We start from the raw sequence: 22,214 nt of genomic DNA, 5'->3' as shown, positions 1-22,214 counted from the left end.
CATCATTGAAGACCCCCACCGCATGGGTGGGGGCGAAACTCTGCTTAGAAAGTACGACCGATGTTGAAGGAGAAGAACTCGGTGCGATCCCCTTCATATTTCTTGATCGGCTTGGCCAAGGCGAACACCAGCGGCCCCATCGGCGAGAGCCACTGCAGGGAGACACCGGCAGAGACCCGGATATTGCCCGGGTTGGAGTAGTCCTGGCTCAGATAGTTGCAATCAGAACCGGCGGCGCAAGGATATGCTCCGTTGGCAAAATCGGTGCTCCAGACGGTACCTGCGTCCATAAAGACGGTGGAACGGATCTGCGGACGATAGGTCTCGGAGACGAACGGGGTCGGGAAGACCAGCTCCAGTGAAGCGACGGCCAGAGCGTTGCCCCCCACCGAGGTGTCGGAACCTTCGTAGTAACCAGTTTCACACGGCTGAGAACCCGTGCAACTGCCAGCACCCGGCTTGTTGTAGGTTTTGTAGATGGCCTTGGGACCAATGGTATTGCTCTTGAAGCCGCGTACTGTATCGAAACCACCGGCATAGTAGTTCTCGAAGAACGGCAGCATGGAGTCATCGCCATAGCCGTTACCGTAGGAGACACGACCCTTGCCGATCATAACCCAGCTGTGATCCGCATCGAGCGGGAAGTAGTGGGCATCTTCGGCGGAGAGCTTGTAGTACTGCAGTTCCATGCCCGGCACGGTCACCTTGGCGTTGATACGCTGACGATCGCCAGAAGTCGGGAACATCCCCTTGTTCAGGGTAGAGCGGGTCCAGCCAGCGGTGACATCAACGGTCACGAAATCGAGGTTGGAACCATCCTGTGAGTAAGCATTCCAGAACTGATCCATCTGTACCGACTGGCGGTTATCATTCCACTGATCCCAGCAGTAGGTATTGCCATCAGTATCCGGATTGTCCTTCAGACACTCCTGATAGTTCTGGGCATTGAATGACGGACGGCTCAGCTTGGTGCTCTCGATACCGGTACTGAAGTCGAGACGGTTGAACTCATTGACCGGGAAGCCGCTGGAGAGACGGAAACCAATGGTTTCATTCTCGTAATCAACGATATCGGCATCATCGGCGCGGAACTGGTTGTAGTAGACCCGACCACCCAGGCTGACACCATCCACGGTGAAATAGGGGTCGTTGTAGCTCAGGTCAACGTTCTTGGAGTAGTCGTTGGTGCTGGCGTTGATGGAGACCTTTTTACCGGTACCCATAAAGTTGTCCTGGGAGATCCCCGCCTGCAGGCTCAGACCCGATTCGGTGCCGTAACCGATACCGGCGTTGATGGAACCCGCTGGCTGCTCCTTGACCTTGAAGTCGAGGTCAACCAGGTCATCGTTGCCCGGCACCCGCTTGGTGTCCACTTCTACACTCTCGAAATAACCGAGACGGTTGAGACGGCTCTTGGACTGCTCGATGTTGTCGGAGGAGAGCCAGGTGCCTTCCATCTGGCGCATCTCGCGACGCAACACCTGATCTTCGGTGGTTGCGTTACCGCTGAAGTTGATGTTGCGCACATAGACACGAGGGCCCGGCTCAACGTTGACGATCAGCTCAACTTCCTTGGTCTTGTCATTGACCTGCGGGAAGGTGACCACTTTCGGATAGGCATAACCGTAACGGCCGAGGAACTTGGAGAGCACCTCTTCGGTATGAGTCACCTGACTGGCAGAGTAGGTGCTGCCGGCAGCAATCGGGATCAATCCCTTCATCTCGCCACCGCGGTCGATCAGGTCACCCTTGAGCTGGACACCGGAGACCTTGTACTGATCCCCTTCCTTGATGTTGAGGGTGACGTAAACGCCCTTCTTGTCGGGGGTCATGGAGACCTGGGTAGACTCCTGCTGGAAGCGGATATAGCCACGATCCATGTAGTAGGAGCGCAGGGTCTCGATATCACCCGCCAGCTTCTGTTTCTGATAGCGCTGATCGGCGGTGAAGTTCCACCAGGGCACTTCGTCGCGCAGGGAGAGCTGGGCAATCAGTTTCTCTTCCGGGAAGACGCTGTTGCCGACGATGTTGATCTGCTGGATCTTGGCCGCTTCCCCTTCCACGAAGGTGAACTTGAGGTCGACCCGGTTGCGCGGCAACGGGGTGACGATGGCCTTGACCTTGGCGGAGTATTTACCCACGCCATAGTAGAAATCTTCCAGTCCCTTCTCGAGGGAAGTGAGTACGGTGCGATCCAGCGGATCACCCACACGGATACCGGAGGACTCCAGACTCTGGGTCAGTTGCTCCTCTTTGATATCCTTGTTGCCGGCAAACTCGATGCTGGAGATGGTCGGACGCTCCTTGACCATCACCTGCAGCACCTGGCCGTCACGGTAAACCTTCACATCCTCGAAGTTACCCGAGGCGTAGAGCTTTTTGATGGCGCTGGCCAGAGCCACGGAGTCGACGGTATCACCGACCCGGATCGGCAGGTTCAACAGTGCGGCACCCAGGGTCACCCGTTGCAGACCTTCGACCTGGATATCTTGCACCACAAAAGAGGCAGGGGCCGCCTGGGCCAGGAAACTGGCACCCAGCAGGCAACTCAACACCAATGCTTTTTTAACAGCCATTTTGTTCTTATGTGTCCTTGTTGATGCTCTGGCCTCAGAGGCGAGCGAAATCGTTAAACAGCGCAATGCCCATCAATAACATCAGAATGGCGGCACCGATCCTGAAACCCACTTCCTGTATTTTCTCTGATACCGGCTTGCCGGTGACCGCTTCGATCAGGAAATAGACCAGATGGCCACCATCAAGCACCGGCAGGGGGAACAGATTGATAATCCCCAGATTGACGCTGATCAGCGCCAGAAAACTCAAGAAATAGACCAGACCATAGTCGGCACTGCTGCCGGCGCCCTTGGCAATGGAGATGGGGCCACTCAGGTTGTCCAGCGACACGATGCCACCAATCAACTTGCCAATCATGTCAAAGGTGAGCGTGATCAGGCTCCAGGTTTTGTCCGCGCCATGCCACAGCGCCTGCAAAGGCCCATACTGTAACAGAATTCGATATTCATCCGGTAATGGAACCAGTTGCGGTGAGAGACCGACGAATCCCACCAGCTTGCCCTGCACCTTGCGGCTATCCGGGGTCAGGGTCACGTTGAGATCACTGTTGTTGCGCTCAACCACCACTTGAAGGGGTTCGCCCGGTGCCTGCTGCACCAGTTCGACAAACTGGGCCCACGCGGTAATAGGCTGATCGCCGACCTGTTTGATACGGTCACCGACCTGCAGCCCCGCCTTTTCACTGGCACTCTTGGCCACCACTGCAGCCACGACTGGCAGCACTTTGCCACTCAGGGGGACGATCCCCAAGCTGCCGATAGGCGACTCTTTATCCGGATCGAAGGTCCAGCCGGTCAGCGACAAGGTTTTATCGGTGGCATAGCTGGTATTGGGTGCCTGCACCTTGAGAGTCACTGCATCATCACCCAGATGACTTATAAGAGCGTAGGTGACGCTCTCCCAGTCACCGGTCAGCTCATCGCCGACCCCGACAATCTCCATCCCGGGCAGCACACCCGCCTCGGCCACGATGGATGCCGGACGCACTTCACCGATCACCGGCTTGACGCTCGGCACCCCGATGATAAACATCAGCCAGAGGGCAAACAGGGCAAACACGAAGTTGGCCATGGGACCTGCGGCGACAATCGCCATCCGCGCCCAGACACTCTTGTGGTTGAAGGCATACTGCTCGTCACCGGGCTTGAGTTCATCGACCCGGCCATCGAGCATCTTGACGTAACCACCGAGCGGGATCAGCGCCAGCACATATTCGGTGCCATCTTTACCCATCCGGCGCCAGATCGCCTTGCCAAAACCGATGGAGAAGCGCTCAACCTTGACGCCACAACGACGGGCCACCCAGAAGTGACCAAACTCGTGCACCGCGACCAGCAGGCCCAGCGCAACAACAAAAGCACCGATATTCCACAACACACCGCCCATCAGCCAAGCTCCTCAATCAAAGTGTGAGCACGGGCTCTTGCCGCACCGTCCAGGGCAAACAGATCATCGAGCGAGCCGACGGCGCTGCTCTCCAGCGCCAGCATCACTGCCTCGTTGATCCGGGCAATATCCATAAAACCGATGCGCCCGGCCAGGAAGGCGGCAACCGCCTCCTCGTTGGCCGCATTGAGCGCAGTGGTCGCCGCTTGTCCCTTCTGGCAGGCATTGATGGCCAGCGCCAGACAGGGGTAGCGATCATAATCAGGCCGGATAAAGCTGAACTCTCCGACACTGAAGAAATCCAAAGGTTCCACACTGGAGGGGATGCGATTGGGATAAGCAAGCGCATGGGCGATGGGGGTACACATATCCGGATTGCCAAGCTGGGCCAGCACGGAGCCATCCTTATACTGCACCATGGAGTGGATCACCGACTGCGGGTGGATCACCACCTGGATCTGCTCGGGCGCCGCATTGAACAACCAGCGCGCCTCGATGTACTCCAGCCCCTTGTTGATCATGGTGGCGGAGTCGACCGAAATCTTGGCCCCCATCGACCAGTTGGGATGAGCGATGGCCTGCGCCGGCGTCACCTTCGCCAGCTCGCTGATCTCGGTGTAACGGAACGGACCGCCGGAACCGGTCAGCAAAATCTTGCTGATCCCCGCCGCCGCCAGATCGCAAAAACCGGGCTGGCGCTGCACGGCAGTCGGCAGACACTGGAAGATCGCATTGTGTTCGCTGTCGATGGGTAGCAGCTCGGCGCCATGCTCGCGCACGGCCTCCATGAAGAAAGCACCGGACATCACCAGCGCCTCCTTGTTGGCCAGCAAAATACGCTTTCCGGCACGAACCGCAGCCATGGTCGGGGCCAGTCCGGCCGCCCCCACAATGGCGGCCATCACGCTATGGGCGTCGGGGTGAGCGGCAACCTCGCAAAGGGCTGCTGCACCAGACATGACCCGGGTTGTACTACCGTGCGCTTTCAGACGGGCAGCCAGTTCACGGGCGGCATCCTCATCGACCATCACGGCAAAACGGGGGGAGAATTCGAGGCAGTCCCGCAATATGGCATCCACGTTGCGGGCGGCGGTCAACGCCAACACTTGCCAACTGCCCGGGTTATGGCGCAGCACTTTCAAGGTACTCTGACCGATGGAGCCGGAGGCTCCCAGAATAACCAGTGACTTGTGCATCAAAACTCCTGACTGAGTAGCAGATAACTGAGCAGAAACACCGGCAGGGCGGCGGTCAGGCTGTCGATCCGGTCGAGAATACCGCCATGACCCGGCAGCAGGGTGCCGGAATCCTTGATGCCCGCTTCGCGCTTGAACATGCTTTCGGTCAGATCGCCGAGTACGGAGGCCAGCACCGCCAGCAGAGAGCAAAACAGCACGGTGATCATCTTGGCAGGAACAAATCCCATCGACCAGGTAACGCCGATGGCCAGCAGGCTGGCGGTAAAGAGGCCGCCACACATTCCTTCGATGGTTTTGCCCGGACTCACAGCCGGTGCCAGCTTGTGCTTACCGAACGCCTTGCCGAAAAAATACGCGCCAGAATCTGCCGCCCAGACCAGTCCCATCACGAACAACAGGATCCAGGCCCCCATCATGGGGTCATGGTAAAAGTTGTAACCACGAATGGCGACCAGCGACCAGAAGAAGGGAACCAGGGTCACCAGACCAAACAGCGACTTGAGCCAGATAGACTCTTTCCACAGCTTGGCGCTTTGGGGATAACGCAGCACCAGCAGCAGACCCAGCAACCACCAGCTTACCGCGGTCCAGAGCACGCCCATCACCAGGGGGTGCAGGTGAGGCGTCCAGAGTTGCTCCACCGGCAGCCAAAAGAGGCTGGCACCGAGCAACAGACAAAATACGATGGGTAACCATTGCTGCGGAGCAGCAGAGACAAACCCACTCCATTCGCGACTGGCCAACAAAAACACCAGCGCGGCCAACAGGGCAAAAAATTTCAATGGCAGAAAGAAGAGCGCCCCCAACACCAGGGGGATCAACATCAAAGCAGTAATAATTCGTTGTTTTAGCAAAAGAAACCTCTCTCTTGGGAGCGGGGTTTAGCCGGTCTGCTGCTCGGCGATCAATTCCCGTATCTGTTCACCCGTGCAACCGAAGCGACGCTCGCGGGCAACGAAAGAGGCAACCGCCTCACTGAACTCGGCCTCGTTGAAATCGGGCCACAATACCGGGGTAAAATAGAGCTCTGCATAGGCGAGCTGCCATAACACAAAGTTGCTGATGCGATGATCGCCACCGGTACGGATCAGGAGATCCACCGGCGGCAGGTCGGCCATACACACTTCGCGACCAAGCATGGATTCATCGATGTCATCGGCGGCCAGTTCACCGGCAACAACCGCGCGGGCCAGCTTGCGAGCCGCCTGAGCGATATCCCACTGGCCGCCATAGTTGGCCGCAATATTCAGGGTCAATCCCTTGTTATTGGCGGTCAAGGCTTCCGCCTTGGCGATTTTGGCCTGCAACCGATCACTGAAGCGAGCGGTATCGCCAATCACCCTGAGCCGGATCCCGTGACTGTGAAGTTTGTTCACCTCGCGGCCCAGCACGGTAATGAAGAGCTCCATCAAGGCGCTGACTTCCCCTTCCGGACGACGCCAGTTTTCGCTGGAGAATGCAAACAGGGTCAATGCCTCGATCTTGGCTCGCGCAGCAAAGGTAACGGCCTCGCGCACTGACTTGACGCCCGCCTTGTGGCCATAAACCCGCATCTTGCCTCGGTTCTGGGCCCAGCGACCGTTACCATCCATGATGATGGCGACGTGACGGGGTAAAGACGAGTTGGCACAATCACCCAACGCAGCCAAAAGCGACATGGTTTTCTCCCACAAAGACAAAAGCGCCGTGCAGGGGCACTACACGGCGCTCGTAATATACCTTTCAGGCGCTTAGATTTCCATTAGCTCCTTCTCCTTTGCAGCAAGAGCCTCATCGACCAGCTTGATGTAGGAGTCAGTCAGTTTCTGGATCTCTTCCTGGGCGCGACGGTCGTCGTCTTCGGAGATCTCTTTGTCCTTCAGCAGCGCTTTCAGGTCGGCGTTGGCATCGCGGCGAATGTTGCGCACGGCAACACGGGCGTTTTCCGCTTCGGCACGGACGATCTTGGTCAGGTCGCGACGGCGCTCTTCGGTCAGCGGCGGCAGCGGCACCCGCAGGGTCTGGCCATTGCTGGAGGGGTTCAGGCCCAGATCGGAGGTCAGGATCGCCTTCTCTACCGCCTGGATCATGGAACGGTCAAAGACGGAGATGGAGAGGGTGCGAGAATCTTCAGCCACCACGTTGGCCAGCTGTTTCAGCGGAGTGGCCGCACCGTAGTACTCAACCTGGATGCCGTCGAGCAGGCTCGGGTGAGCACGGCCAGTACGGATCTTGGACATCTGGGTCTTGAGTGACTCGACACTCTTGCCCATACGCTCCTTGGCGTCGTTTTTAATCTCGTTGATCACAGCGGTTTTCCTTTTGGCGAACGAGCCGCCATGCGGCTCGCATCTATATTATTTGCTGACGTAATGGATCAGGGTACCTTCCGGCTCACCCATGATAACCCGGCGCAAAGCGCCCGGCTTGTTCATGTTGAACACCCGGATCGGCAGATCATGGTCACGTGCCAGAGTAAAAGCAGCAAGATCCATCACCTTGAGCTCTTTTTCAAGAACTTCATCATAACTCAATTCATGGTACAGCACGGCATCCGGATTCTTGACCGGATCTTCGTTGTATACACCATCAACCTTGGTGGCCTTGAGCACCACGTCGGCTTCGATCTCGATCCCGCGCAAGCAAGCTGCAGAATCGGTAGTGAAGAAGGGGTTACCAGTACCGGCAGAGAAGATCACCACTTTGCCTGCACGCAGCTGGCTGATTGCCTCGGCCCAGCTGTAGGAGTCACAAACCCCTTGCAGGGAAATGGCAGACATCAGACGGGCATTCACATAAGCACGATGCAGGGCATCACGCATGGCCAGACCGTTCATCACGGTTGCCAGCATACCCATGTGGTCGCCCACCACGCGGTTCATGCCCGCTTTGGCAAGACCGGCACCACGGAACAGGTTGCCGCCACCGATGACCAGACCGACCTGAACACCCAGCTCAACCAGCTCTTTGATCTCTTGGGCCATCCGCTCCAGCACCGCCGGATCAATGCCGAAACCCTCGGATCCTTGCAGGGCTTCACCACTCAACTTCAGAAGAACACGTCTGTATGCAGGTTTGGGATTGGTACTCATGTCACTGATTCCTGGTCATATAAAGACCGCGACATAAGTCGCGGTCTGGGGAAACGGAAAAACCGGTTCGATTAGGCCTTTTGAGCGGCCGCGATTTGGGCTGCAACTTCAGCAGCGAAATCGGTCTCTTGCTTCTCGATGCCTTCGCCCACTTCGAAACGGGTGAAGGAGACAACGTCAGCGCCTTCTTTCTTAAGCAGCTCGGCAACGGTCATGGAAGGATCTTTCACGAACGGTTGACCAGTCAGGGAAACCTCACCGGTGAACTTCTTCATGCGGCCTTCAACCATCTTCTCGGCGATCTCTTTCGGCTTGCCAGAGTTGATGGCGATGTCGATCTGGATTTCGCGCTCTTTGGCAACGACTTCAGCAGACACGTCTTCAGGCTTGACGAATTGCGGGCTGTTGGCAGCAACGTGCATGGCCAGATCTTTGGCCAGCTCGGCAGAACCACCGGTCAGCTTGGTGATAACACCAATGCGGGAACCGTGAACGTAGGTGCCCAGGTTGTCACCTTCAACCAGCATCACACGACGCAGGTTCATGTTCTCACCGATCTTGGCGATCAGGTTGGTGATGGTCAGCTCGACGGATTCGCCGTTACCGAAGTCAGCGGCTTTCAGCGCGTCAACGTCTGCGATCTTCTGGGTAGCAGCGATCTCGACGATCTTCTGACCCATGGCCAGGAAACCGGCATCCTTGGAAACGAAGTCAGTCTCGCAGTTCAGCTCGATCATGACGGCAACGTTGCCTTCGGTACGGGCGAAGATCACACCTTCAGCGGCGATACGGCCAGCTTTCTTGGCGGCTTTGGCCTGACCGGATTTACGCATGTTCTCGATGGCCAGCTCGATATCGCCGTTGGCCTCTTCCAGTGCTTTTTTGCAATCCATCATGCCAGCGGCGGTGCGCTCGCGCAGTTCTTTTACCAGGGCGGCAGAAATGTTTGCCATGTCCAGTATCCTCGGTCTTGAATTGACAAGAAACAGGGGCCACAAGGGCCCCTGCTAACCAATTACATCAGCTTGGTTAATAAGGGCTTTGCAGACCTTATCAATTACTCAGCTTCAACGAAGCCATCTTGTTCGGCTTGAACAACGATGTCCTGCTCGCGAGCTTCCAGTACGGTGTCAGCAGCAGCATTCAGGTACAGCTGTACGGCACGGATAGCGTCGTCGTTACCCGGGATGACGTAATCAACGCCGTCCGGGTTGGAGTTGGTATCAACGATGGAAACTACCGGGATACCCAGGTTGTTGGCTTCTTTGATAGCGATGTGCTCGTGGTCGGCATCGACAACGAACAGAACGTCAGGCAGGCCGCCCATGTTCTTGATACCACCCAGGCTCTTCTCCAGCTTTTCCATTTCGCGAGTACGCATCAGCGCCTCTTTCTTGGTCAGCTTCTCGAAGGTACCGTCCTGGCTCTGGGTTTCCAGATCTTTCAGGCGCTTGATGGACTGACGAACGGTTTTCCAGTTGGTCAGCATGCCGCCCAGCCAGCGGTGGTTAACATAGAACTGGTCGCAACGCTCAGCGGCTTCTTTTACGGCTTCAGACGCGGCACGCTTGGTACCTACGAACAGTACCTTGCCTTTCTTGGCAGCTACGGAGCTGATGAAGTTCATGGCATCGTCAAACATCGGAACGGTTTTTTCCAGGTTGATGATGTGAACTTTGCTGCGGGCACCGAAGATGTAGGATTTCATTTTCGGGTTCCAGTAACGAGTCTGGTGACCGAAGTGAACGCCGGCTTGCAGCATGTCGCGCATAGAAACTTTAGCCATTTTATACCTCTGTATTGGGGTTAGGCCTCCACACATCCCATATAACCGACCCGTTAAGGCACCCCGGCATATGTGTCGATGTGTGTGTGTTGTTTAAGTAAGGGTGATGAAATCGGGACGCAAGTTCCCCATTCCGGCGCGCTTTATACCATAACTTTGTTCAGGACACCACCGGCCGACACTCTAAACAGGTGTAAATCTGGATCCCGCCAGAGGAGGTTGCGACTGCCATTTGACGCTGTGATGACAATCACACTGGAAGTACGCGGGGGTTGCGGATAAAATTTTGGCCTGATTGCAAACGCATCTATTTTTCATTACCTGATTGCCGGACATCGATAGATGCGCGATCAGGTCCCAAGAGAGATCCCATGTCCATTAAAATCAAGACACCGGAAGAGATTGAAAAGATGCGCGTTGCCGGCCAATTGGCCGCCGATGTGCTGGTCATGATTGCGCCCCATGTCAAAGCTGGCGTCACCACTGACGAACTGAACACCCTCTGCCACAACTATATTGTCGACGTGCAGCAGGCCATCCCGGCCCCGCTCAACTATCACGGTTTCCCGAAATCCATCTGTACCTCGGTGAACGATGTGATCTGTCACGGCATCCCGAACCACAAGAAGCTGCGTGATGGCGACATCATCAACCTCGACATCACCGTTATCAAGGATGGCTACCACGGCGATACCTCGGCTATGTTCATCGTGGGGGAAACCACCCCGCTGCGCCGCCAGCTCTGCAAGGTTGCGCAAGAGAGCCTCTACGCTGCCATCAAGAAGGTGCGTCCGGGTGCCTGCATCACCGAAATTGGCGCCGTGATCCAGCCCATCGTCGAGAAGGCCGGCTTCTCCGTGGTGCGTGACTACTGCGGCCACGGCATCGGTGCCGAGTTCCACGAAGAGCCGCAGATCCTGCACTACCGCAACAGTGGCAAGCTGGAGCTGAAAGCAGGCATGTGCTTCACCATCGAGCCGATGGTCAACAGCAAGAAGTATCACTGCAAGGTCAATCCGAAGGATGGCTGGACCGTGACCACCAAGGATGGCGGCGACTCCGCCCAGTGGGAGCACACCCTGCTGGTGACCGAGGATGGCTGCGAGGTGCTCACCCTGCGCCCCGATGACACTATCGACCGCTTCATCAAACACAGCTAACATCGAACCCCGGCCCTGAACTTCCAAAGCGCCGGGGTTTTTACTTCTGTTTCAGCCGTTTGCCTGCCACTTGCGTGTGAGATGCCATGGACGCCAGCCTGCTTTCCCCCCATTTGTTACCCGATGATCAGCTCACTCGCGACAACTGCAAAGAGTACCTGAGCCGCTTTCTCGGCTGGCTGCACGCCCGTTTTGATGCCGGCGACAACATTATCGAGCTGGTTGCCACCCGCTCCGAATACATGGATCAGTTGCTCTGCCGCCTGTGGCAGAAGTTTGGCTTCGACAAGAGCGACCTGACCCTGATCGCGGTGGGGGGCTATGGCCGCGGCGAGCTGCACCCCCACTCCGATATCGACCTGCTGATCCTCTATGACGGCGACGAACTGGACGAAGTGTTGGGACTACGCATTGGCGAGTTCATCACCCTGTTGTGGGATCTCAAGCTGGAGGTGGGTCAGGCGGTGCGCAACGTGGCGGAGTGTCTCGAGCAGGGGCGCGCCGATATTACGGTCGCCACCAACCTCATCGAGGCCCGCTACATCACAGGTCGCCAGGAGGGCTTTCGGCAACTGAAAGAGGCCACCGGCCCCCAGCACTTCTGGCCAAGTGAAGCCTTCTTTCGTGCCAAGCGCCAAGAGCAGGCGGAGCGGCACCAGCAGTTTCTCGGCACCGCCTACAAGCTGGAGCCGGATCTCAAGAGCAATCCGGGCGGCCTGCGCGACATTCAGACCCTCGCCTGGGTCGCCCGCCGCCACTTTGGCGCCACCACCTTGTTCGAGATGACCAGCCACGGCTTTCTCAATCGCGCCGAGTATCGCGAACTACTCGACTGCCAGAATTTTCTCTGGAAGGTGCGCTTTGCCCTGCACATGGCCATCAACAAGGGAGATAACCGCCTGCTGTTCGATCGCCAGCGCACCGTGGCCCAGATGCTGGGGTTCGAAGGGGAAGGCAACACCCCGGTCGAGCAGATGATGAAGCGCTTCTACCAGACGGTGCGGCGGGTCTCCGAGCTCAACGAGATGCTGCTGCAGCTGTTTGACGAGGCGATCCTCGGCAACACCGCCATGGATGTGCGCCGCCTCTCCGACGAGTTCCAGCTCCGTGGCCGCCTCATCGATGCGGTGGATGCGGAGCTGTTTAGCCGTGAACCGGCCGCTATTCTGCGCCTCTTCTATCAGATGGCCCAGCATCCCGAGATTGCCGGCATCCACTCGGCAACCCTGCGCCAACTGCGCGAGGCACGCCGCAAACTCAACTGCTGGCTGCAGGACTTGCCTGACTGCCGTCGCCTGTTTATGGCGCTGCTGCGCCACCCCAACGGCATCGGCCTGCCGCTCACCCTGATGCACAAGTACGGCATCCTCGCCGCCTATCTGCCCCAGTGGAACCTGATCGTCGGCCAGATGCAGTTCGACATGTTCCACGCCTACACGGTGGATGAGCACACCCACCGGCTGCTCAAGAACATTCATCAGTTTCCCAATCCGGCCAGTCGCCAAACCCATCCGCTCTGCCACGATGTGTTCACTCGGCTGCGCAAACCGGAGCTGCTCAGCATCGCCGCCCTGTTCCACGATATCGCCAAGGGGCGGCGTGGCGATCACTCGGAGCTCGGCGCCGTCGATGCGTTGGAGTTCTGCCAGCTGCACGGTCTGGATCGCTACGAGAGCCGACTGGTCGCCTGGCTGGTGCGCCATCACCTGCTGATGTCGGTTACCGCCCAGCGCCGCGATATCTACGATCCCGACGTGGTCACCGACTTTGCCCAGAAGGTGCGTGACGAGCAGCACCTCGACCTGCTCTACTGCCTTACCGTGGCCGATATCTGCGCCACCAACGACACCCTGTGGAACGACTGGAAGGGCACCCTGCTGCGGGAGCTCTACTTCGCGACCCAGAAGGCGCTGCGCCAGGGGTTGGAGAACCCGCCCGACATGCGGCTGCGCATTCGCGAAAACCAGCGTCAGGCCAAGCAACTGCTGGCGCAACGGGATGTATCGGAAGAGGCAATCAATCAGCTCTGGGCCGATTTCAAAGCCGACTACTTCCTGCGCCACAGCCCGGAGCAGATCGCCTGGCACTGCCGCCACATCATCGAGCATGGCGACAACCCGGCGCCGCTGGTGCTGATCGGCAAACACCCGACCCGCGGTGGCAGCGAAGTGTTTATCTACTGCCGCGACACGCCGAATCTGTTTGCCACCGTGGCCTCGGCGCTGGATCAGAAGAACCTCAACATCCACGACGCCCAGATCATGAACTCGCGCAGCAACTTCGTGCTCGACACCTTCGTGGTACTGGAGCCAAGCGGCGAACCCATCAGCCCCAACCGCACCGCTACCATCAAGAAGGCGCTGGAGAAAGCACTGCAGGAGCCGGGCAAGCTGGTACTGCGCAACAAGCCGCTGTCACGGCGCCACCGCCAGTTCAGCGTGCCAACCCGGGTGGTCTTCCTGCCCCGCTCTTCGCCCACTAAAGGGGAGAGCCGTCACACCCTGATGGAGCTGACCGCCCTCGATACTCCCGGCCTGCTGGCACGGATCGGTGCCGTGTTCCAGCAGTGTGGTCTGTCACTGCATGCCGCCAAGATCGCTACCTTCGGCGAGCGGGTCGAGGACTTTTTCAGCCTGACCAGCCTCGATGGCGAACCATTGACCGCCGAGCAACAACAGCAATTGGAAGAGCGACTGGTACACCAGCTCAATCCCCAGCAGTCGGTACTGGATTAAGCGAAGAGTGATTCGAAAGAGGCTGATTGCCGGGCGTTTTTTACCATACCAAACAACTGGTTGGCGCACACAGGATGAAGAAATGGCCGCTGGCCGGAAGAATTCCGGTCAACCCCTTAAAAACAGTCGGAAAAGTGTGATACAACAAACAGAATTTTTTAAAGGAAACCTGTCATGACCGAGTTGCAACAGATCATTGAAGCGGCCTTCGAGCGCCGCGACACCATTACTCCGGGCTCAGTGGATAGCGCCACCAAGTCCGCCATCCTGCAAGCCATCGACCTGCTGGACTCCGGCAAGGCGCGGGTTGCCGAGAAGATCGCCGGTGAGTGGGTTGTCCATCAGTGGTTGAAGAAAGCGGTACTGCTCTACTTCCGCATCAACGACAACGGCATCATTAAGGGCGACGATGCCCAGTACTACGACAAGGTTCCCCTCAAATTCTCCAACTACACTGCCGAGCAGTTCAAGGAAGCGGGTGTGCGCGTGGTGCCGCCGGCGACCGCCCGCAAAGGCTCTTTTATCGCCCCCAATACCGTGCTGATGCCCTCCTATGTCAACATCGGCGCCTTCGTTGACGAAGGTACCATGGTCGATACTTGGGCTACTGTCGGCTCTTGCGCCCAGATCGGTAAGAACGTCCACCTCTCCGGCGGCGTCGGCATCGGCGGCGTACTGGAGCCGCTGCAGGCCAACCCGACCATCATCGAAGACAACTGCTTTATCGGTGCCCGCTCCGAAGTGGTTGAAGGGGTGATCGTCGAGGAAGGTTCCGTCATCTCCATGGGCGTCTTCATCGGCCAGTCCACCCGCATCTATGACCGTGAAACCGGCGAGATCCACTACGGCCGCGTACCGGCTGGCTCCGTGGTCGTCTCCGGCTCCCTGCCCTCCAAGTGCGGTAAATACAGCCTCTACGCGGCGGTGATCGTCAAAAAGGTCGATGCAAAAACCCGTGCCAAAGTCGGCATCAACGCCCTGCTGCGCTCCATCGACGAGTAATCAGCATTGCTGTGATGAAAGGGCGCCTGATGGCGCCCTTTTCATTTTGGCGCCCCTGTCACAGGCAAGCCATGAGGCATCGGTTAAGATGGATGGGACAGGATCGTTTCAAACCGAGGAAGCCTGATGTACGAGAATCTGAAGAGCCTGGGGATCCAGGATCCCGCCTCCGTCGACAGCTATACCCTGCGCCAGGAGGCCAACCACGACATCCTCAAGATCTACTTCAAGAAGCAGAAAGGCGAGTTCTTCGCCAAGAGTGTCAAATTCAAGTATCCACGCCAGCGCAAGACCATGCTGGTCGATTCCGGTACCCATGAGTACAAGGATGTCACCGAGATCAACGCCAACCTCAAATATGTGGTGGATGAGCTGGACAACCTGACCCAGGGCGTCCATCAGCAGGCCGACCCGGACATCAAGCAAAAGATCCTGCGCGACCTGCGCCATCTGGAAAAAGTGGTACAAAACAAGATCAGCGAAATCGAACGGGATCTGGAGAAACTCTAACCCTCCCCCTCTTGCTTAAAGAGCGCCCAATGTGGCGCTCTTTTTATTGGCTGACTTTATATAGGTTTATCAGGTGATGACATGCGATAAGTCGAGCGAGGCACACCAGCGGTTGTGCCGACATAGGGCATCCCGTTACACATCGCATCTTGGGTAACGAGACTCCTGCCGAGTTCGACCTGCTGTGACTCGCACGATCCATAACCAGAAATAGCAAGAGGGAGGCTTTCGCCTCCCTCTTCAAACACGCTGATATTCAGGCAACAGAATTAGTTGCTCTTCATCCAGATGTCCATGTCGGTTTTCAGGTTGTCAGACTTGGTACCAAAGATGGCTTGAACGCCGGAACCAGCCACAACCACACCGGCTGCACCCAGCTTCTTCAGACCAGCCTGGTCAACTTTGGCAACATCTTTTACGCCAACACGCAGACGGGTGATGCAGGCATCCAGAGAAGCGATGTTCTCTTTACCACCGAAGGCGGCAACCAGAGCAGCAGACATCTCGTCTTTGCCTTGGCCAACGGCCTCTTCAGCAGTCTCGTCTTCACGACCCGGGGTTTTCAGGTTCATGGCACGGATAACGAAGCTGAATACGACGTAGTAGATGGCCGCGTAAACCAGACCCAGACCAACCAGCAGCAGCATGTTGTCGGCACGCGGTGATTGCACCACGAAGTCGATGAAACCGTTGGAGAAGGTGTGACCGTGTACGATGCCCAGAGAGTTGGTCAGCACATAAGCCAGACCAGCCAGTACAGCGTGAATTGCGTACAGAACCGGAGCGATGAACAGGAAGGAGAATTCAATCGGCTCGGTGATACCGGTCAGGAAAGAGGTCAGGGCTGCAGAGGCCATGATACCAACGATCTTGGCGCGGTTTTCCGGCTTGGCAGCGTGAGCGATGGCGAACGCAGCAGCAGGCAGACCGAACATTTTGAACAGATAGCCACCAGCCAGCTGACCGAAGCCGTTACCGGCAGCGCGGGACGCGTCATCAGCAGTCAGGAAGCAGGTCATGATACCGTGAACAGTTTCACCGGCACCGTTGACGCAGGTACCAGCCTGATAGAAGAACGGTACGTTCCAGATGTGGTGCAGACCGAACGGGATCAGGGAGCGCTCAACCACGCCGTAGATACCGAAGGCCAGTACCGGGTTCTGGTTGGCAGCCCAGTCAGAGAAGGCACCGATGGCGCCACCCACTGGCGGCCAAATCACGGACAGGATCACACCCAGACCGATGGAGAGGAAACCGGTGATGATGGGTACGGCACGTTTGCCCGCGAAGAAGCCTAGGTACTCTGGCAGCTGGATCTTGTAGAAGCGGTTGAACGCCCAGGCAGCGATACCACCGGCCAGGATACCACCCAGCACGCCGGTTTCGATGGTTTCAACACCCATCACAGGTGCCATGACCTTCAGGGTTGCGACCATGATGCCGTAGCCAACGATGGCTGACAGACCTGATACACCGTCGTTATTGGTAAAGCCCAGAGCAACACCCACTGCGAACAGCAGGGCCATCTGGCCAAATACAGAACCACCGGCTTGCTCCATCAATTGGGAGACAATTTCCGGCATCCAGCTGAAGTGGGCAGCACCCACCCCCAGCAGAATACCTGCGACTGGCAAGACTGATACTGGCAGCATCAGCGCCTTACCAACCTTTTGCAGATTAGAGAAAGCATTTTTGAACATTGTGTGCGCTCCTGAATGGATTGTCGTCCCTGAACGATCTATCTGGATGAAATAAGCACTGATTCATTCAGATATCTTCGAGTCGGGCTTGTTTATTTTGACCATCAGAATATAACCCAGCGGGTCATAAATTGCTGCTTTCGAAGGCGGGGGAATATTGAATTTGGAGGGAAGATCACAACTTGTTTAGCGGCTAAAAAACACCTCTAATATAAGTTAATAATCCGCATTATCACTTTATTACAAAGACATATAAATAGCAGTTTCACTTTGTATTTTAATAATGCCAATTATACCGAACGGAAACCAATTGTAACTAAACGTAACAGCTTGATTTTTATTTATTACAGTCTACCGATTAAAAAGGCCTCCAACAAGGGAGGCCTCAACAAATATATCTGACCAGCAAACGGTCGTATTACTCTATTTTTGCGAGCGCTTGACCGCATCAATAAACACGCTTTTTGCCTTGGTTGAACCGGCCCGCTCGGCCTCGTTCACCAGCTTCATCGCCTTGTCGATATCCCCCGCCTTGACCGCTTTTTCGATCTGGCTCTGGTAGAAGGCTTCTGTTTCACTCAGCATGGCAGGAGCAGGTTTGGCTGCGACCGCAGCTGTTGCAGTTGTGGTAACGGCTGCAGTCGTCGCTATCGCGGCAACCTGCTGACCCTGGCTCATGGCCACCTTATCGGCATATTCGGGTTTGAATACCGCTTCAAGACCACTTCCACGGGCCATATCTTTGACTTTGATCTGCACCAAACCCCAAGGGGAGTGCGGGATCACCGGATCCTTGATATCAGGCTCAACGGTACCATTAGCACGAGCAAACGCTTTTGATGGATGAAGGATTGTTGTGCTGCCAGAGAGTTGGTCCGCAGGCGCATAGACGATCATGTATGTTTCGCTGGCCGGGTTGCCAGGCATGCTGCGGTCAACAAAGAGACGCCCTTCGATACGGTCGTTATCGAGCAGGTGAGCAGGCTGATAACTGAATACAGACTCACCCAGTACGCGAGTCACCTTGAACTCGGCATCCAGCATAATGACTTTGGGCACCATCACGGTTTTGCTCACCTGTGATGCCAGGCTGATCGCCAGATTACCGGTGTTGGCCGGCAGGCGATAAGCCGCAAAGTAACTCATCCCCTCATCAAACTGAAAAGTGGGTTGCTTGCCATCGATGGCCAGCAAGGTCTCACCCTCAGGCAAAGGGGCATAACTGAAATCTTTAAACGCCACACAGCAGCTGGAGGCTTTGGCCAACGCTTGCTTGGCTTGATCTGCATCGCTCAAGATAGAGCCATGTTCTTGCAGAGGAACAACCATGTTGCCGGCACAACCGGTTAATAGCGCAGTGATTACGGCTGCAATAGACATCTTTACCCGTTTCATTTTTCTTATCTCCATAATCCGGTGGCCGTGATCCGGCGAAACAAAACTGCCCCCATAAGGGGGCAGTCACTAACTTAACTTAAACTTTTGCTTACCACCAAGCTTCTGCTTGCACACCAAACTGGTAGGTGTCTTTGGAGGTATTGCCTTCGAAGACTTTCTTGTCTTCGTCGTTAGCCAGGTAGGAGGCGAACACACGGATTTCCGGACGGGCCCAGAAGCTGGAACCAGCAGACCAGGCTTGAGCCAGGGTCAGCTTGTAGCCGGCATCTTTGTCTTCGCTGCCATTGGTGGACTTGTTGTTGTCCTTGAAGTAACCGCCTTCAAAGATGGTCTTGTTGAAGTCATCCCACTTGTACATCGGGCGAACAACAACAGACATGGTTTCCCACTTGTCGTTGCCGTCCCACATTTCGTTGCCTACACCGTAAACCAGCTGGTGACCCATCTCCCAGGAGTTGCCCATCGGAACAACGCCCCAGTTGATGATACGGAAACCGTCAGCACCGTCTTTGGCTTCAGCGCCGTACCAGGAACCATCGCCATAGAAAGCCATGGTCTTGGAGTAACCTTCGGTACCGTATTGCAGCACGGTTTTGTTGAAACCACCGAGGATGCCAGCGGTCAGTTCAGCAGTCAGCATCACGCCATCTTGCGGATTCTTTTTCAGTGCTTTCTGATCGTTGGTCTCATTGACCAGAGCATAGTCAACGCCCAGTTCCAAGGACGCATCGGTCCACAGCGGGATGCCGGCATAACGCAGATCCAAGGTGTTAACGTTCAGATCTTCATTCTTCTGATAGGTCGGGTTACCGTTGCCATCCACTCCGGTTTGGGTGTACTGGCCAAACACATCGGCAGCGCTGCGATCGTTGCGTACCCATGCGAAAGATACTTTACCCGGACCAGCCTGGATGCCTTCGATACCAGCACCGGCACCGGAGATGTTCCAGTAGTAGAAGTCGGAGATGTGGATGTCATGGCGTTGATAGTAACGCTTACCAGCCCACAGGGTTGCTTCAGGAGCAAAGTTCAGCAAGCCTTTGGCTTGTACGTTGAACTGACGCAGAGCGAAGTCGGAATCACCATTGCACTGCTTGGCATCGAAGTTACAAACAGTACCGGTACCTTCCCAGTCGTTTGAACCGTTGGAAGCCATGGCAAACATGGAATCAACATAGAAAGTCTTGCCATCTTTGTTGAATACTTCCTGACCCAGTTGCACTTCACCGTAGGTATCATTTTCGTTACCCAGACGGCCAACTTTATTGACGTTGTATTTAACCATGTCGCCGTCGCCGGAAACACCGACGCCGGAACGGAAGTAACCGTGGAAATCTACGGCAAAGGCGGCTTGGGAAGCCAGGGCGGCAGTAACAGCTGCTGCAATCGGGAGCCACTTCATTTTCATTGTCATATTCCTTATTTCCCGCAGTGAGGAGTGTGATCCTGAATATTCAACTTCTTATCACCATGAAATCCTGTTGGTGATAACCGAGGTTGATTATAGGGAGCGTATTTCACGACAAATATGAAGCGACTCACAAAATGGCGACAAATCGCTCGGCAAACGATCGCCACAACACCAACCAGCAAAAAACCGACCATAAAAGCAATAGCAAACCAATAAAACCACAAAACAAGCAATTATGGCAAACCTGAAAGCGTTACCAGCAATTAATTCGCGACTGAACCAAAGTCATTATTTTACGTTCGAATGACAAAAACATGACTGAGATCGCTTTCAAGATTGAACTTTTATTTGGACGACGGGTCTGCGGTACGCTTGAAACCATTACACCGATGGAATGCCAAAAGGGGAAAATATCCCTCCGTCACTATCGACAATAAGAGTGGGGAATATGCTTGCTGAGTGAGATGACATTTGTGCAAATAACAATCCCCTGCCGGTTAAGGATCAGGGGATTGATATGGCTCTATTTCAGAGAATATTCAGGGCTGAATATCCCATTTTTTCAGCCAGCTGAGTGCCACCTGTTCGGGTTCATCGTGCACGGTAGCATCTAGCTCCAGCGGGGGAATCACTCGCGTGGCGCCCAGCTCTTGCAGCAATCCGTCCAGCCGACGGCCCGCGCCACAAAAATGGTCATAGCTGCTGTCGCCCATGGCAATCAGGGCATACCGCAGCCCCTTGAGCCAGGGCGCCTTGTCAGCCAGCTCGCTGGCAAAGGGCTGCAGATTGGGAGGAATGTCCCCCTGTCCTGTAGTGGCACTGACCAGCAATAAAAAACGGCCGGGGTCTATGTCCGCCAGCCGTGCTTCTTCGTGCAGGGCACAGTGATGCCCCTTGCGTTCCAGCTCATCTGCCAAGGTCTCAGCCACCAGCATGGCTGCGCCATAGACAGTTCCTACCACAATATCGATCTGCGCCATTCTCCTCTCCCTGCTTGAGTCACTCTTTTAGCAACTCTATCAGCAAGCTGGCGTCAGATGCCACCGATTCAGGGTTGAGGATCAGGCGCTTAGTAGTCGCTCTCGCTGGCGGGCCAGCCCAGCTCGGCAAACAGGCGCAGCACATCCTGACCGAGTGGCGCCTGGATCCGCATCGGCACCTTGAGCACAGGATGGGTAAAGCTCAGGGTGCGGGCCACCAGCAGCAGCCGCTCGCAACCGAAGTGCTCGCGAAAGAAACGGTTGTGACGACCATCCCCGTGGGTGGTATCCCCGACGATGGGGTGGAACAGGTGATCCATATGGCGGCGCAGCTGATGCTTGCGGCCGGTCTTCGGGAACAATCGGACCAGACTGTAACGACTGGTGGGATGCTTCTTGGAGACCGCGTGGGGCAGCTCGACCTGATGCAGGCGCCGGAAGGTGGTGACGGCATCCTGTGCCGGACGATCCGGGTTGCTCATGGCATCGGCAATCTTGTCCAACTGCTCCTTGAGGGGATAGTCGATCACCCCCTGCTCGGGCGCCCAGCCGCGCACCAATGCCAGATACTCCTTGTGTACCTGACGTTGGGTGAAGGCTTCGGTCAGCGCGCGGGCAATCACCGGATCGAGCGCAAACAGCAGCACGCCTGAGGTGGGCCGATCGAGGCGATGCACCGGATAGACATGGCGACCGCCGATGAGATCACGGGTCATCTGCATGGCAAAACGGGTCTCGCCCTTGTCGAGCCAACTGCGATGCACCAGCAGACCGGACGGCTTGTTGACCGCCACCAGCCACTCATCCTGATAGAGCAGAGTCAGCTTCAGGTCACTCTCTTCTCGAGTTTGCGCAGGCATCATTGTTCGATCACTTTGCCGGAAAGCAGCAGATCGAAGCGGGCGATCAGGCGCAGCAGCGCTTCTGCCTCGGCCAGATCCTCTTTGTAGACTTCGCTGGCCATGGGATAGAGGGATACGCTGGTGGGCAGCGGCGCCTGCAACATCACCAGCTGCTCCATGCGCGGGATCAGCACGAACTGCAGCCACTGATCAAAGCTCAGGGTATCGACACAAAAAGGCAGGGTGCTTGCCAGGGCTTCGTCACCGGGATGGTCAGCTTGCCAGCGCTCAAGGCGCTGCAACTCGGCGGTGAGTTCCCCCAACAGGCCAGCTACCAGCAAATATTGATTCATCTCGCTCTCTTCCTCATAACCACAGATTGATCCGCCGACCCGACAGGGTCAGCCAGGATGCAAATAAATTCCGTCACGCAGCACCGGCGATTCAGCCGGCTCGT

General features: G+C 56.3%; 19 protein-coding genes. 4 read left to right on the top strand and 15 right to left on the bottom strand.

Annotation, left to right across the window (positions count from 1 at the left end):
- Positions 1-44 precede the first annotated feature (44 nt).
- From bamA to rpsB, 9 genes are all read right to left on the bottom strand, one after another.
- Positions 45-2,576 carry an outer membrane protein assembly factor BamA gene (gene bamA, locus G5253_RS08295; RefSeq protein WP_236562581.1) on the bottom strand — a complete coding sequence of 844 codons (2,532 nt, stop codon included), beginning with the start codon at positions 2,574-2,576 and terminating at the stop codon, positions 45-47.
- Positions 2,577-2,610: 34 nt separating this feature from the next.
- Complete coding sequence (gene rseP / locus G5253_RS08290; protein WP_266134120.1) at positions 2,611-3,963, bottom strand: sigma E protease regulator RseP; 1,353 nt, start codon at positions 3,961-3,963, stop codon at positions 2,611-2,613.
- Complete coding sequence (gene ispC / locus G5253_RS08285) at positions 3,963-5,159, bottom strand: 1-deoxy-D-xylulose-5-phosphate reductoisomerase (protein ID WP_266134121.1); 1,197 nt, start codon at positions 5,157-5,159, stop codon at positions 3,963-3,965. The genes rseP and ispC overlap by 1 nt, the downstream gene beginning before the upstream one ends.
- Complete coding sequence (locus G5253_RS08280; protein WP_026034918.1) at positions 5,159-6,016, bottom strand: phosphatidate cytidylyltransferase; 858 nt, start codon at positions 6,014-6,016, stop codon at positions 5,159-5,161. Before G5253_RS08280 ends, ispC begins: the two co-directional genes overlap by 1 nt.
- 27 nt (positions 6,017-6,043) lie before the next feature.
- Positions 6,044-6,820 carry a polyprenyl diphosphate synthase gene (gene uppS, locus G5253_RS08275; protein ID WP_216951881.1) on the bottom strand — a complete coding sequence of 259 codons (777 nt, stop codon included), beginning with the start codon at positions 6,818-6,820 and terminating at the stop codon, positions 6,044-6,046.
- Positions 6,821-6,892: 72 nt separating this feature from the next.
- On the bottom strand, positions 6,893-7,450 hold the full coding sequence (gene frr, locus G5253_RS08270; RefSeq protein ID WP_266134122.1) for a ribosome recycling factor: 558 nt from the start codon (positions 7,448-7,450) through the stop codon (positions 6,893-6,895).
- 48 nt (positions 7,451-7,498) lie between these two features.
- Positions 7,499-8,233, bottom strand: coding sequence for a UMP kinase (pyrH, locus tag G5253_RS08265; protein WP_005343782.1), 735 nt, complete (start codon positions 8,231-8,233; stop codon positions 7,499-7,501).
- 71 nt (positions 8,234-8,304) lie between these two features.
- Positions 8,305-9,186 (bottom strand): translation elongation factor Ts, encoded by an 882-nt coding sequence (gene tsf / locus G5253_RS08260; RefSeq protein WP_266134123.1) that lies wholly within the window; start codon positions 9,184-9,186, stop codon positions 8,305-8,307.
- A 104-nt stretch (positions 9,187-9,290) separates the two neighbouring features.
- Positions 9,291-10,019 (bottom strand): 30S ribosomal protein S2, encoded by a 729-nt coding sequence (gene rpsB / locus G5253_RS08255; protein ID WP_204385178.1) that lies wholly within the window; start codon positions 10,017-10,019, stop codon positions 9,291-9,293.
- Positions 10,020-10,390: 371 nt separating this feature from the next.
- Between rpsB and map the strand changes: the two genes are divergently transcribed.
- The 4 genes from map (at position 10,391) to G5253_RS08235 (ending at position 15,426) form a co-directional block, all read left to right on the top strand.
- Positions 10,391-11,179, top strand: a complete 789-nt coding sequence (gene map, locus G5253_RS08250) for a type I methionyl aminopeptidase (RefSeq protein WP_216951883.1) — start codon at positions 10,391-10,393, stop codon at positions 11,177-11,179.
- A gap of 86 nt (positions 11,180-11,265) precedes the next feature.
- Complete coding sequence (glnD, locus tag G5253_RS08245; protein WP_266134124.1) at positions 11,266-13,914, top strand: bifunctional uridylyltransferase/uridylyl-removing protein GlnD; 2,649 nt, start codon at positions 11,266-11,268, stop codon at positions 13,912-13,914.
- 174 nt (positions 13,915-14,088) lie between these two features.
- Positions 14,089-14,916, top strand: coding sequence for a 2,3,4,5-tetrahydropyridine-2,6-dicarboxylate N-succinyltransferase (gene dapD / locus G5253_RS08240; protein WP_005338581.1), 828 nt, complete (start codon positions 14,089-14,091; stop codon positions 14,914-14,916).
- A gap of 126 nt (positions 14,917-15,042) precedes the next feature.
- Positions 15,043-15,426 (top strand): DUF3461 family protein, encoded by a 384-nt coding sequence (locus G5253_RS08235; protein WP_005338583.1) that lies wholly within the window; start codon positions 15,043-15,045, stop codon positions 15,424-15,426.
- 269 nt (positions 15,427-15,695) lie between these two features.
- Here the strand turns inward: G5253_RS08235 and ptsG are convergent, their stop codons facing one another.
- From ptsG to G5253_RS08205, 6 genes are all read right to left on the bottom strand, one after another.
- On the bottom strand, positions 15,696-17,126 hold the full coding sequence (gene ptsG / locus G5253_RS08230; protein WP_005338586.1) for a PTS glucose transporter subunit IIBC: 1,431 nt from the start codon (positions 17,124-17,126) through the stop codon (positions 15,696-15,698).
- A 423-nt stretch (positions 17,127-17,549) separates the two neighbouring features.
- Positions 17,550-18,521 carry a MalM family protein gene (locus G5253_RS08225; RefSeq protein ID WP_266134125.1) on the bottom strand — a complete coding sequence of 324 codons (972 nt, stop codon included), beginning with the start codon at positions 18,519-18,521 and terminating at the stop codon, positions 17,550-17,552.
- A gap of 91 nt (positions 18,522-18,612) precedes the next feature.
- Positions 18,613-19,932: a maltoporin gene (locus G5253_RS08220; RefSeq protein ID WP_302054505.1), complete on the bottom strand. Its 1,320-nt coding sequence runs from the start codon at positions 19,930-19,932 to the stop codon at positions 18,613-18,615.
- 542 nt (positions 19,933-20,474) lie between these two features.
- Positions 20,475-20,915, bottom strand: coding sequence for a flavodoxin (locus G5253_RS08215; protein WP_266134126.1), 441 nt, complete (start codon positions 20,913-20,915; stop codon positions 20,475-20,477).
- Between the two features lie 89 nt (positions 20,916-21,004).
- Entirely contained in the window at positions 21,005-21,778 is a 774-nt protein-coding gene (truC, locus tag G5253_RS08210; protein WP_019445213.1) for a tRNA pseudouridine(65) synthase TruC, read from the bottom strand.
- Positions 21,775-22,110 (bottom strand): YqcC family protein, encoded by a 336-nt coding sequence (locus tag G5253_RS08205; RefSeq protein WP_005338596.1) that lies wholly within the window; start codon positions 22,108-22,110, stop codon positions 21,775-21,777. Before G5253_RS08205 ends, truC begins: the two co-directional genes overlap by 4 nt.
- Positions 22,111-22,214 lie beyond the last annotated feature (104 nt).

The sequence above is a fragment of the Aeromonas sp. 602658 genome (assembly GCF_049173005.1).
Lineage (GTDB): Bacteria > Pseudomonadota > Gammaproteobacteria > Enterobacterales > Aeromonadaceae > Aeromonas > Aeromonas veronii_A.
This window is presented reverse-complemented; position numbering and strand designations above follow the sequence as displayed.